The following is a 12,401-nucleotide window of genomic DNA, read 5'->3' on the forward strand; positions in this document are numbered from 1 at the left end:
ACGCCCCAGGAGAAAACAATATGACTCTGCGTAAATTCGCAGGGCTCGGAGCCCTGTTGTCCATCGTAATGCCAAGCCTGGCCATGGCGGCAGACGAAGTGGCTGCTCCAGTCCTCAACTCCGGCGACACCGCTTGGATGCTCACATCCACTGCGTTGGTGCTGTTCATGACCATTCCAGGCCTGGCGCTGTTCTACGGCGGCATGGTTCGCTCCAAAAACATTCTTTCCGTGATGATGCAGTGCTTCGCCATCACCGGCTTGATCACCATCCTGTGGTTCGTCTACGGCTACAGCATGGCGTTCGACACCACCGGGATGGAAGCAGGCGTCGTCAACTTCAACTCGTTTGTGGGTGGCTTGTCCAAACTGTTCCTCTCGGGTGTGACCCCGGCCAGCATCACCGGCCCGGCGGCGTTGTTCCCTGAAGCCGTGTTTGTGACCTTCCAGATGACCTTCGCGATCATCACCCCGGCGCTGATCGTCGGTGCGTTCGCTGAGCGTATGAAGTTCTCCGCGATGCTGATCTTCATGGGCGTCTGGTTCACCCTGGTCTACGCACCGATTGCCCACATGGTGTGGGGCGGTCCGGGTTCGTTGCTGGGCGACTGGGGCGTGCTGGACTTCGCAGGCGGCACCGTGGTGCACATCAACGCCGGTGTGGCTGGCCTGGTGGCGTGCATCGTGCTCGGCAAGCGTAAAGGCTTCCCGACTACCCCAATGGCACCGCACAACCTCGGTTACACCCTGGTGGGCGCGGCCATGCTGTGGGTTGGCTGGTTCGGCTTCAACGCAGGCTCCGCTGCTGCGGCCAACGGTACTGCCGGCATGGCGATGCTGGTTACCCAGATCGCTACCGCGGCTGCTGCGCTGGGCTGGATGTTCGCCGAGTGGGTCACTCACGGTAAGCCAAGCGCTCTGGGCATCGCCTCGGGTGTGGTCGCTGGCCTGGTGGCAATCACTCCAGCCGCCGGCACCGTGGGCCCGATGGGCGCCCTGGTGATCGGCCTGGTTGCCGGTGTGATCTGCTTCTTCTGCGCTACCAGCCTCAAGCGCAAGCTGGGCTACGACGACTCCCTGGACGCGTTCGGCGTTCACGGTATCGGCGGTATCGTGGGAGCGATCCTCACGGGTGTGTTCGCAGCCCCTGCACTGGGCGGCTTCGGCACTGTGACTGACGTGGCGGCGCAGGTCTGGATTCAGGCCAAGGGTGTCGGCTTCACCGTCATCTACACCGCCATCGTGACGTTCATCATCCTCAAGGTGCTGGACGTGGTGATGGGCCTGCGGGTGACCGAAGAAGAAGAGGCGGTTGGCCTCGATCTGGCGCAACACAACGAACGCGGCTACAACTTGTAAGTACGCGAAAAAAAGATGCCCGGCTTGCCGGGCATTTTTTTGCCCGGGGTTTGTCTGTGGCTAAAGGTGTATGGGTTTTTTCGCGACTTTGTGATGGTATCCACACCGCACTTTTCGGTGTGCGAATGTCTTACAGGCATGTAGGCGTATTCGGCACTTTGTTTTTTCCCTGAGCGCGCTAGAATGCGCGCCGATAGGCGGAGAACTGTATGTGGCAACAGACCCTGATAACCCTGCGGGCCAAGCCCCGGGGCTTTCATCTGGTGACGGACGAGTTGCTCGCCGGCTTGCCTGAAGTGAAGGCCTGTCGGGTGGGACTGTTGCATTTGTGGCTGCAGCACACCTCGGCCTCGTTGACGGTCAACGAGAATGCCGATCCGGCGGTTCGCCGTGACTTCGAGCGTTTTTTCAATGCGCTGGTGCCGCAAGGCATGGCGGGATATGAACACAACGACGAAGGTCCGGATGATCTGCCGGCGCACTTCAAGGCCAGTCTCCTGGGCTGCCAGCTGAGTTTGCCGGTAAGGGCCGGCCGCTTGGCGATGGGGACCTGGCAAGGTGTTTATCTGGGCGAGCACCGTGATCATGGCGGTGCTCGTAAAGTCCTCGCCACCTTGCACGGTGATGGGGCATAAGCCACTGGTGATCCGGTGGATGTTGATTTTTTTCCGGCGGCCGTCGACAGGCGGCGAAGCTGGGCTATAACTAATCTGCTTTTCGCAAGTCATGAGGTAGAACATGAGCGACGATGATCTGGAAAACGACGACCTCGAAGTAGGCGACGACGACGAAACCGAAGAAGGTCTTGAGGCGGCTGCCGAAGACGTGGCTGACGACGACGGTGGCGACGATGCACCGGTCCCGGCAGCCAAAGGCAAGGCCAAGGCTGCGGTGTCGGTCGACGAACTGCCGAGCGTAGAAGCCAAGAACAAAGAGCGCGATGCGCTGGCCCGTGCGATGGAAGAATTCCTCGCTAAAGGCGGCAAAGTGCAGGAAGTCGAGGCTAACGTGGTGGCTGATCCACCGAAGAAGCCGGATAACAAGTATGGCAGCCGGCCTATCTAAGGTTTGCTGCTTGCTTGCTGAAAAAGCCCGCCGTCGCTGCGGGCTTTTTCATGGGCGCTACAAAATGGTTAGGCCCAACACCCATCTAAGGATGAAGAGTGTGTGTGGCGAGGGAGCTTGCTCCCGTTGAGGCGCGAAGCGGCCCCTGGTTGGGTCGACGCGTTCTTTCAGAAAGGCCGTCGTGGCTGGTTCAGGGGCCGCTTCGCAGCCCAGCGGGAGCAAGCTCCCTCGCCACAAAAGCCCTTCATCATCAGGTTATGCGTTCCAACGGGTCAGGAGCGCTGGCAACTCGGTCAGGCTGCGGATCTCGGCATCCGGCAATTTCTCGGCCTCCCAGGCCTTGCCTGCCGGGTTGAACCACACCGCCCGCAGCCCCGCCTGCTGCGCACCGGCAATGTCATCCCCTGGATGATCACCCACATGCACTGCCGCGCCCGGCGCTACGCCACCGCGCTGCAAGGCTTCCTGAAACAACCGGGCATCCGGCTTGGCAATACCAATGTCTTCAGCCCGGAGTGCAAAGTGGAAGTAGTCCGCCAACCCCACACGTTGCACATCGGCATTACCGTTGGTAATCACCCCCAGCAGATAGTCGCGGCGCAGTGCTTGCAGCATCGGTTCCGCTTCGGGGAATACGGTGAGTTGATGCCGGGCGTGGATGAACGCTTCAAAGCACACATCCGCCATCTGCGCCGCTTCCGGCAGCGGATATCCAGCCTCCTCGAAAGCATATTGCAGCACCTTGTGACGCAACACGCTGATGCGGTATTTGAGCTCCGGATGCCGCTCCAGCACCTGTTGGCGCAAGCTGGCAAACTTCTCCAGGGGCAAGTCGCCCACCTTGGTCGCATGGATCGCCAGCCACTCACGCATCGACGCCTCGGCGCTGATGATGACCGGCACGTTATCCCAGAGCGTATCGTCCAGGTCGAAGGTGATCAGCTTGATGCTCATGAGTCACTGCCCTTAATGCGTTTGGCCCGTGGATGGGCGCTGTCGTACACCGTTGCCAGATGCTGGAAGTCCAGGTGGGTGTAGATCTGGGTGGTCTTGATGTCGGAGTGGCCAAGCAGCTCCTGCACCGCGCGCAGGTCCTGGGACGACTCCAGCAAATGGCTGGCAAAGGAGTGCCTGAGCATGTGCGGGTGCAGGTTTTGCCCCAGCTCGCGCTCGCCGGCGGCCTTGACCCGTACCTGAATGGCCCGGGGCCCGAGGCGTCGGCCTTGCTGGCTGATAAACACGGCGTCATCCGCCGGGTTGGCCAGGGCACGCAGGGGCAGCCACAGCAGCAAGGCTTCGCGGGCCTTTTTGCCCACCGGTAATACGCGAGTCTTGCTGCCTTTGCCGAGCACTTGCACCAGGCCATCTGCCAGGTCCAGTTGATCGAGGTTAAGCCCGGTCAGCTCCGACAGGCGCAGGCCCGAAGAGTAGAACAGCTCGAGGATCGCCTGGTCGCGATGGGCCAGGAAGTCATCTTCCACCGCGCCGTCGAGCAATTGCAGGGCACGGTCGGTGTCGAGGGTCTTGGGCAGGCGGCGTTCACCCTTGGGCGGCGCCAGGCCGTTGGCCGGGTCGTGGTCGCACAGGCCTTCGCGGTTCAGGTAGTGATAAAGGCCGCGCACCGCCGACAGCAGGCGCGCCAGGCTGCGGGAGGATTGGCCTTGCTGATGCAGGCGGGCGATCAGGCTGCGCAGACCCTGGATATCCAGGGCCTTCCAACTGCTGATGTGTTGTTTCTCGCAAAACGCCAGGACCTTGTTCAAGTCCCGCCGGTAGGCTTCCAGGGTATGCGGTGACACCTGGCGCTCGCTGCGCAGGTGAGCGCAGTAGGCGTCCAGTTGTCGTTCCATGGCTAGCGCACCGCGCGCAAGGCGGTGGTGAAGCGCGGCAGGACGCGGCCCAGCACTTCGGCGATGTAGTTCAGGAACAGCGTGCCCACCGAGCTTTTGTAGTGCTGCGGATCGCGGCTGGCGATGGCCAGCACGCCATGCAGCCCTTGATGGCTGAGGGCGACTACGGCGGTTGAGCCGATCTGCTGGCGCTGCTCGGCGCCAAACAGGAAGTCCAGCTCATGCTCGCGCAGGGTGCCGCTGATGGTCTTGCCTTCGGACAGCAAGCCGCCAATGGCAGTCTGGGCATCGCTGCCGCTGACCCAGCGCCCTACCGGCATCGGGTTATCGCTGAACAGGATCAGGCTGACAAAGGGCACCTGGAAGTCCTGGCGCAGGCTGTCTTCGACGGCAATCACCGCTTCTTCCAGGCTGGCGGCGTCCATCAGGGTCAGGACCAGGCGGCGAGTCTTGTCAAACAGGCGGTCGTTGTCACGGGCCACGTCCATCAGCTGCGAGAGCCGATGACGCATCTCGATATTGCGCTCGCGCAGGATCTTCATCTGCCGCTCCACCAGCGACACGGTATCGCCACGCTGGTGGGGAATACGCAGGGCCGGCAACAGCTCTTCGTGTTCGACGAAGAAGTCCGGATTAGCCTCCAGATACGCCGCAACGGCTGCGGCCTCCAGACTTTCGCTTGGGGATGCTTTCGCGGGTACTTGAGGCTTATCAGTCATTAGATTTGCTCACTCATAGACGGACCTGTCCTTCGTAGACGCGGGTGGCCGGGCCGGTCATTTTCACCGGTTGGCCAGGGCCTGCCCATTCGATGGACAGACGTCCGCCGGGCAGGTCGATCAGCAGTGGCGAATCCATCCACCCCTGGCTGATCGCGGCCACGGCAGCGGCGCAGGCGCCGGTACCGCAAGCCTGGGTTTCGCCGGCACCGCGTTCCCAGACGCGCAAGAGCGCACGGGAACGGTCGATGACCTGCAGGAAACCCACGTTAACCCGCGCCGGAAAGCGCGGGTGGTTTTCGATCTTGGGCCCCAGTTCGTGAACCGGTGCGCTGTTGATGTCATCGACCCGCAGCACGGCATGGGGGTTGCCCATGGACACGGCAGCCAGGTTGACGGTCTTGCCGTCCACGTCCACGGCGTAGCTCAGCGCTTGCTCGGTGGCCTGGAACGGAATGTCCGCCGGCACCAGCCGTGGGGCGCCCATGTTGACGCCGATCTGGCCGTCGCTGCGAATATCCAGCTCGATAATGCCGCTTTTGGTCTCGACGCGAATCTGCCGCTTGGCGGTCAGGCGCTTGTCCAGCACAAAACGGGCGAAACAACGGGCACCGTTGCCGCACTGTTCCACTTCGGAGCCGTCGGAGTTGAAGATCCGGTAACGGAAATCCACTTCCGGGTTGCTCGGTGCTTCCACCAGCAACAATTGGTCGAAGCCGACGCCGGTGTGTCGGTCGCCCCACAGCTTGGCGTGCTTGGGCAGGATGTGCGCGTGCTGGCTGACCAGGTCGAGAACCATGAAGTCATTGCCCAGCCCGTGCATCTTGGTAAAACGCAGCAACATGGCCTTACTCCGGCAGCAGGCTTTCGCCAGCAAACAACTCGGCTACCGTCTCGCGGCGACGCACTTCAAACGCTTGATCACCGTCCACCAGCACCTCGGCGGTACGCCCGCGGGTGTTGTAGTTGGAGCTCATGACAAACCCGTAGGCACCGGCCGAATGCACGGCCAGCAGGTCGCCTTCCTCCAGGGCCAACTGACGTTCCTTGGCCAGGAAGTCGCCGGTCTCGCAGATCGGGCCGACCACGTCGTAGCTGCGGCCTTCGCCCGCGCGTGGCTTGACGGCCGTCACATCCATCCAGGCCTGGTACAGCGCCGGGCGAATCAGGTCGTTCATTGCCGCGTCGACGATGGCGAAATCCTTGTGTTCGGTGTGTTTGAGGTACTCGACCTGGGTCAGCAGCACGCCGGCATTGGCGACGACGTAGCGGCCCGGCTCGAACATCAGCGTCAGGTCGCGGCCTTCGGTGCGTTCGCGCACGGCCTTGATGTAGTCGGAAACCAGCGGCGGCTCTTCGTCGCGATAGCGCACGCCCACGCCGCCACCGAGGTCGATGTGGTGCAGGTAGATGCCGCATTCGCCGAGGCGGTCGATCAGCGCCAGCAGGCGGTCGAGAGCGTCGAGGAACGGTGGCAGGCTGGTCAGTTGCGAGCCGATATGGCAGTCGACGCCCAATACTTCCAGGTTTGGCAGTTGGGCGGCGCGGATGTACACGTCCTCGGCGTCGGCAATGGCGATGCCGAACTTGTTCTCTTTGAGACCGGTGGAAATGTACGGATGAGTGCCGGCGTCTACGTCCGGGTTGACCCGCAGGGAGATCGGCGCGCGAACGCCCATCTCGGCGGCCACCACTTGCAGGCGCTCCAGCTCGTCGGTGGACTCGACGTTGAAGCAGTGCACGCCAACTTCCAGGGCGCGGCGCATGTCTTCGCGGCTCTTGCCGACGCCGGAGAACACGATCTTGTCAGCTTTGCCGCCAGCGGCCAGCACACGCTCAAGCTCGCCCCGGGACACAATGTCGAAACCGGCGCCCAGGCGCGCCAGGACATTGAGTACACCCAGGTTGGAGTTGGCTTTTACCGCGTAGCACACGAGGCTCGGCGTGCCTTCCAGTGCGTCGGCAAAGGAGCGGTATTGCGCTTCGATGTGGGCACGGGAGTACACGTAGGTCGGGGTACCAAAGCGCTCGGCAATGGCGGACAGAGCGACACCTTCCGCGAACAGCTCGCCGTCCCGGTAGTTAAAAGCGTCCATGATGTTCCCTTAGAAGGTGTCGTGCTTGTGCGCTTTGGTTTGCGACGATTGCGCCTGTTCATTCGGGTCTTTGCTGTCATCGGGCAGATACAGCGGGCCTTTTTGACCACAGGCACTAACGAGGCAAGCGACCGCGACGAGCGCAGCAAGGGAAGAGATCAGGCGCTTCATGGCGAAATCCTTGAATATGCATTAATTGCGCCCGAGTATACCGACCACCCGCCGGATTGCCTATGTGCCGAAATACCCGTCCGGCGGGGCTTTGCCGAGTTTGTCGCGATTGTGCTCACACCAATCAGGGATAATTCCCGCAGCTGCGGGTAATGAAATCGGTATCCTTTGCAATCATGATGGTGCGTCCGTATTGTGCGGCGCTTGAGCGAGACCAGACACTTTCGAGGTTCCCACAATGAGTTTGACCGAAGCCCGTTTTCACGACCTGGTGGATTCGACCCAGCAAGCGCTGGAGGATATTTTCGACGACAGCGGCCTGGATGTGGACCTGGAGAACTCGGCCGGTGTGCTGACCGTCAAGTTCGAGAGCGGCCAGCAACTGATCTTCAGTCGCCAGGAACCGCTGCGTCAGCTGTGGCTGGCTGCGCGCTCCGGTGGCGTTCACTTCGACTACGACGAAGAAAGCGGCAAATGGCAGTGCGACAAGAGCGAAGAGTTGTTGGGCGAGATGCTCACGCGCCTGACCCATGAATATACCGGCGCCGAGCTGGACTTCGACGAGATCTGATCGTGACGCAGCCCGCACCCGTACGCCCGCCCAAGCCGCTGTTCAGCAATGTCAGCCCGGCGGTGCCGTCACCTTGTATCAGTTTATGTCGGCTGGATGAGCACAAAGTCTGCCTCGGCTGCTTCCGCCATGTGGAAGACATCCGCGAATGGCGCTCCGCCGATGACGCGCGGCGCCGCGTGATCGTCGCCCAGGCCGAACAGCGCAAGGCCTCCGCCTGAGGCTGTCTTGTTTATTTATTGTGCTGTGGTAGTGTCCGGATACACCTCAACTCATCGAGGTCCGTGAGAACCCCGCCTTTTCCTGGCGGGGTTTTGCTTTTTTGTGCAGAAAAAAGGAGTCTGCCTGAATCATGACCGCACCTTCCATCATCCTCACCCGTCTTGACGTGCAGCGTCTTGAGCAACTGATCGACCGTGTCGGCGAGGCGTCGCCGGGCGTTGAAGCCCTGCAACACGAACTCGACCGCGCCGAAGAAGTGGTTGGCCACGATGAAGTGCCTGCAACTGTCGTGACCATGAACTCCAGCGTGCATTGCCGTGAACAAGGCAGTGGCAAGGACTATCACCTGACCCTGGTCTACCCCAAGGACGCGAACGCCGACAAAGGCAAAATCTCGATCCTGGCGCCGGTGGGCAGTGCATTGCTGGGCCTGCAAGTCGGCCAGCACATCGACTGGCCAGCACCGGGTGGCAAGACCCTCAAGCTTGAATTGCTCAGCGTTGAAGGCCAGCCAAAAGACGGTGGCGCCTTTCCTCTCTAAACCTGGTTCAGCGCTTCATTGAGCGCCAGTTCCAGATCAGCCTTGTAGCGCAGGTACAGATTGCTCGGGCTTTGAACATCACCGAGCAGGCCGGACAGGTCCAGATCGGTGATGTAGCAGCGGTAGCGCTCGGTCTCCCGGCGTTGCCCGACGATTTGCTGGGCGACCACCGCAAACAGTTGGTCGCCAAATTCCAGCTCGGAAAACTCCCGTTGATTGCAGTACAAGGTGATCCCCACCTGGCCCGGGGCCGCCTTGCCGATAATCGCCTGCACGTCGTAGAACGGTTTATTGGCCGGGGTTTGCGGCGCTGGGCGCGGTTCGGCCCGGCGTGCGCGGCCGCTGCCTGACGGCAACAGCTGGTAATACAGGATTTGCACCGCGCCGAGGGGCTGTTGCGGGTCCAGCGGCAGCAGCGCGTCGCGCCGATAAATAATCGATTGCAGGAAGCGTTGCAGCGGCACCAACAGGCTTTGCTCGTCGTGAAACGGCAGGCGCTGCTGCCAGAGCGCATTGAATTCATCCAGCACGTACAGATCGGCAACCCCTTCGTTGATCCGGTAGAACACCTGCACACAGTCGGGCAGGCCCATGGGCAGCAACAGCGCCAGGTCATGGTCTTCGAGGGCCATGGTGTCCAGGTGCAGCGGGCTGTAGCTGGCCAGTTCTTCGCTGAGGTAGGCGATCAGCGCGTCCTGGGTCGCCAGTGACACATGGTTGGCCTGGCCGGGTGTCAGCTCCATCACGTGGTAGTGCTGCTGCACCTGCACCAGATAGCGGTGGTTTTCCTGACTCAGCATCAGGTTTTGCGCGGTGTCGAAGATTTCTTCCACGCGCTGGGCAATGAATTGTGCGCGGTTGTGGCAGAAGCAACGCACCCGCAATCGCGGCAGATGATTGGCCGGCAACTGGTTCAGGTAATCCCGCAGGCAGTCGAGCAGCGCGTGGGGGCCGTCGTAGCGGCTGACCATCACCTCGTTCCAGCTGTTGAGCGTGACCTGGTCCAGGGTCAGCACCAGGTTTTCCCGTACGCCGGCGTAACTCAGGGAGTCGGTGCGCTCGGTGGTCATCAGGATGTTCAGGTCGCGGTGGTGCTTGAGCGGATCGACGCCGACGTTGATCAGCAGCAGCACTTCCTCGGGCACTGCCGAGCGCAGCAGGCGCTCCTCGTCCACGCTGGTCAAGGGCAGGGCGACGGTTTGTTGCAGGCTGCCCAGCAGGTTGAACAGCTCGAATTCGGTCATGTCACTGCTGCCGGGATGCAAAGCCAGGCGGGTGCTGCTGTCGATCACACCGTTGCGGTGGCACCAGGTGAGCATTTCCAGCAGGTCGCGGCTGCGCTTGATCGGCGCGAAGTGCTCCCATTCCAGAGCCGTCAGGTTGCCGTTGTACAGGCCCCAATGGTGCTGGCCCGGCTCTTTGCGGTTGGGCGAGTGCACCAGGGTCAGGGTGTCTTCGGCCAGGTCCGGGGCAATGCCGGGGTTGATGAACTCAACCTTGCCGGCCTTGCGCTCGAACGCGGCATACAGGCGCCGGCCGAGTACATTGAGGTCGCGCTTGTTGATCAGGCTGACGGTCTGTTCGGTGCGGGCAAACTGGGTCAGGAAGCGATAGCTGTAGTTCAGCTCGTTGACCAGCGCCCGGCGCTCGGAGGCCACCTGGCGGACTTTCCATTGGCTGCGGCTGTCCAGCAGGGCCAGTTGGCGCTGGTCCCAGCCCCATTCACTGGCCAGACGCTCCAGGAGCAAACGTTGCCACCCGGTGCGCTGGCCCGCGCTGAGCTTGCGGTTGACCTTCAGGTACAGGGCGCGCCGCACCAGTTCCAGGCGTTCCGGCTCATTGCGGGCCTTGAGGTATTCCTCGATCCGGCGGTAGACCACGATGTACGGGTCCAACTCGTCCAGGTCCATCTGATTGGCAAACACCGCCCGCTTGAAGCGCAGGCTCAGGCACTGCACCTTCGGGTGTTCGCTGGCGTAGACCTCGGTCAGCAGGAGTTTGAGTACCGACTTGTAGGGCGATTCGATGCCCTTGAACAATTGCCACAGGCCGGCGCCGATAAATTCACCTGGCGGGATGTGAGCCAGATGGCCCAGGTCGAGGGTTTCGTCGGCGCGGATAAAGCGCTTGGAGATCAGCGCGTGGGTGAATTCGGCGTAGCGGGTTTCTTCATACACCGGTACCAGCCACCAGATCGGTGTGCGCCCGGCCAGCCAGATGGCGGTGCGGTAGAACTCGTCCAGCAGCAGGTAATGCTGGCTGGTGCCGCAGTCTTCGGAGCTCAGTTGGGTGTCGCGTTCGCCCTGGATAAACCGTGTCGGCTCGATCAGGAAGAAGTGCGCCTCGGCCCCCATGCTCAGGGCCCAGGTTTCCAGCAACTGGCATTTTTTGCGCAGCTCGGCCAGCTCGTTCTCACTGAGATCGGCGGCGTGGCAGACCCACACGTCCATATCACTTTGATCGGCCTGGGCCAGGGTGCCCAGGCTGCCCATCAGGAACAGGCCATGAATCGGGCGCGGTGGGTTGCCGTGCCGGGGCTTGTAGGAAAACGTGCGGGTCAGGCGCTGGGCTTCTGCCAACACTTGCGCGTCGGGTTCAAAGTTCGACAGGCCCGCCGGAGTACTGCCCGACACATAACCCGGGAGCAGCGGATGATTGACGTGAAAGAACAGCGGCAGCAGCGTCAGGACGCTTTGCTGGCGCGGCGTCAGCCCTTCGACGGCGCGCGCCATGCGGCCCTCGTTCAGGGCCAGAAACCGCGCGCGCAACTGGGTCAGCACCTTGCGGTCGATGCCTTCGTCCAGGTCGGGGCGGATTTCGTGGGTGCGGGTCATGTCGAACTCGGTGGCTCGCAGGGCCCGACGTGGGCGGCCGTGTGGGAGTTTACAGCCAGTAGCGTAGGAGGTTTAGCGGGATTTTGTTTTTGGCGCCAAAATTTTATCCCGGGCGCAGGAATGCCCGCGGAATCCGTGAAAAGAGGATCCCGTGGGCGATACGAGGTGTCAGGCGGCTTCTTTGCTGGTCGTCAGAATAGTCAGCAGGCTTTGTGCGTGTTCGGCAGCATCCCGGCCAAGGCTGGTGAGGTAGCCACCATCTGGCTGGTCGATCAGGTCTTTTTCAAACAGGCGCCGGGCAGCGGCAATGGCAGTGGGAGCGGCGGTCTGATGAACTTTCAGACCTTCCTGGGAGCTGCCCAGGTTGAAGAGTGCAAGGATTTCCAGTTCGGCAACCAACTCAGGGGTATACGACATAAGGACTCCAGACTTTCTAGGAATTTTTAGACGTTAGCAGCCATAAGGTGAACGCACTTTGGCGAGCTGTCCAGTCGGAACTCATGCCGTGTTGATGTGGGGCAGGATTGTGGCCAGCAAGCGCTTGCTGGCCAGCGCGGTGTCGGGCTTATTGCTTCTCGGGCGGCAGCTCTGGCAGGGCGCGCAAGGCAGTTTCATACCATTCGGTATTGAAGGCACGGTCTTCTTCGAGCAGGGCGTCGATCTCGATGGCAAGTACGTGGGCCATCATTTGCAGGATGTCTTCGCGCTCGTAGCCCACCAGGGTCAGCTTGTTGAACGTGGCCTTGGCGGCGGGCGGGTTGTCGCTTTCGATCTGGTTTTCGATCGCTTCAATCAAGGTGGTCTCGGCGAACTCTTCTTCGTCGTTGTCGATATCGGTTGGCTCGCTCATGGCAGGCTCCTGGAGGAAAGGGCGCCAGTCTACCCCCATTCACTCGGCTGATGCTGCTGGTCAGGCGTGGCATCCCGTTCTATAACCACTGCTGCCAACCCCGTACACGGCCTGGAGGCTTAGT

The 12,401-nt window shown here is 61.6% G+C and carries 15 protein-coding genes; 6 read left to right on the plus strand and 9 right to left on the minus strand.

Going from position 1 to position 12,401, the window contains the following annotated elements; genetic code table 11:
* Positions 1-20 precede the first annotated feature (20 nt).
* The 3 genes from ACUN0G_RS14110 (at position 21) to sutA (ending at position 2,423) form a co-directional block, all read left to right on the plus strand.
* Positions 21-1,358 carry an ammonium transporter gene (locus tag ACUN0G_RS14110; RefSeq protein ID WP_258342798.1) on the plus strand — a complete coding sequence of 446 codons (1,338 nt, stop codon included), beginning with the start codon at positions 21-23 and terminating at the stop codon, positions 1,356-1,358.
* 209 nt (positions 1,359-1,567) lie between these two features.
* A complete protein-coding gene (locus tag ACUN0G_RS14115; RefSeq protein WP_445573679.1) occupies positions 1,568-1,993 on the plus strand; it encodes a secondary thiamine-phosphate synthase enzyme YjbQ in 426 nt (141 codons plus the stop codon).
* 103 nt (positions 1,994-2,096) lie between these two features.
* Positions 2,097-2,423: a transcriptional regulator SutA gene (sutA, locus tag ACUN0G_RS14120; RefSeq protein ID WP_003208791.1), complete on the plus strand. Its 327-nt coding sequence runs from the start codon at positions 2,097-2,099 to the stop codon at positions 2,421-2,423.
* Between the two features lie 255 nt (positions 2,424-2,678).
* Here the strand turns inward: sutA and ACUN0G_RS14125 are convergent, their stop codons facing one another.
* The 6 genes from ACUN0G_RS14125 to lptM are packed head-to-tail and all read right to left on the minus strand — an operon-like array spanning position 2,679 to position 7,259.
* Complete coding sequence (locus ACUN0G_RS14125; protein ID WP_445573680.1) at positions 2,679-3,377, minus strand: HAD family hydrolase; 699 nt, start codon at positions 3,375-3,377, stop codon at positions 2,679-2,681.
* Positions 3,374-4,273 carry a tyrosine recombinase XerC gene (gene xerC / locus ACUN0G_RS14130; RefSeq protein ID WP_076013125.1) on the minus strand — a complete coding sequence of 300 codons (900 nt, stop codon included), beginning with the start codon at positions 4,271-4,273 and terminating at the stop codon, positions 3,374-3,376. The genes ACUN0G_RS14125 and xerC overlap by 4 nt, the downstream gene beginning before the upstream one ends.
* A 2-nt stretch (positions 4,274-4,275) precedes the next feature.
* Positions 4,276-4,992, minus strand: a complete 717-nt coding sequence (locus ACUN0G_RS14135) for a DUF484 family protein (protein WP_258342795.1) — start codon at positions 4,990-4,992, stop codon at positions 4,276-4,278.
* A gap of 13 nt (positions 4,993-5,005) precedes the next feature.
* Positions 5,006-5,836: a diaminopimelate epimerase gene (dapF, locus tag ACUN0G_RS14140; RefSeq protein ID WP_003208798.1), complete on the minus strand. Its 831-nt coding sequence runs from the start codon at positions 5,834-5,836 to the stop codon at positions 5,006-5,008.
* Between the two features lie 4 nt (positions 5,837-5,840).
* Entirely contained in the window at positions 5,841-7,088 is a 1,248-nt protein-coding gene (lysA, locus tag ACUN0G_RS14145) for a diaminopimelate decarboxylase (protein WP_063033870.1), read from the minus strand.
* A 9-nt stretch (positions 7,089-7,097) separates the two neighbouring features.
* Complete coding sequence (lptM, locus tag ACUN0G_RS14150) at positions 7,098-7,259, minus strand: LPS translocon maturation chaperone LptM (protein WP_177046833.1); 162 nt, start codon at positions 7,257-7,259, stop codon at positions 7,098-7,100.
* Between the two features lie 238 nt (positions 7,260-7,497).
* On the opposite strand from lptM, the gene cyaY reads away from it, so the two are divergent.
* From cyaY to rnk, 3 genes are all read left to right on the plus strand, one after another.
* Entirely contained in the window at positions 7,498-7,830 is a 333-nt protein-coding gene (gene cyaY / locus ACUN0G_RS14155) for an iron donor protein CyaY (protein WP_421523286.1), read from the plus strand.
* Positions 7,831-7,832: 2 nt separating this feature from the next.
* A complete protein-coding gene (locus ACUN0G_RS14160; RefSeq protein ID WP_258342792.1) occupies positions 7,833-8,051 on the plus strand; it encodes a DUF1289 domain-containing protein in 219 nt (72 codons plus the stop codon).
* Between the two features lie 131 nt (positions 8,052-8,182).
* Complete coding sequence (gene rnk / locus ACUN0G_RS14165; RefSeq protein WP_258342791.1) at positions 8,183-8,593, plus strand: nucleoside diphosphate kinase regulator; 411 nt, start codon at positions 8,183-8,185, stop codon at positions 8,591-8,593.
* Here the strand turns inward: rnk and ACUN0G_RS14170 are convergent.
* The 3 genes from ACUN0G_RS14170 to ACUN0G_RS14180 form a co-directional block, all read right to left on the minus strand.
* Complete coding sequence (locus tag ACUN0G_RS14170; protein WP_445573681.1) at positions 8,590-11,427, minus strand: class I adenylate cyclase; 2,838 nt, start codon at positions 11,425-11,427, stop codon at positions 8,590-8,592. The two genes, rnk and ACUN0G_RS14170, sit on opposite strands and share 4 nt — an antisense overlap.
* 168 nt (positions 11,428-11,595) lie before the next feature.
* Complete coding sequence (locus ACUN0G_RS14175; protein ID WP_063033873.1) at positions 11,596-11,844, minus strand: TIGR02647 family protein; 249 nt, start codon at positions 11,842-11,844, stop codon at positions 11,596-11,598.
* 148 nt (positions 11,845-11,992) lie between these two features.
* Positions 11,993-12,277: a hypothetical protein gene (locus tag ACUN0G_RS14180; protein WP_003208814.1), complete on the minus strand. Its 285-nt coding sequence runs from the start codon at positions 12,275-12,277 to the stop codon at positions 11,993-11,995.
* Positions 12,278-12,401 lie beyond the last annotated feature (124 nt).

The sequence above is a fragment of the Pseudomonas sp. 32A genome (genome assembly GCF_052682255.1).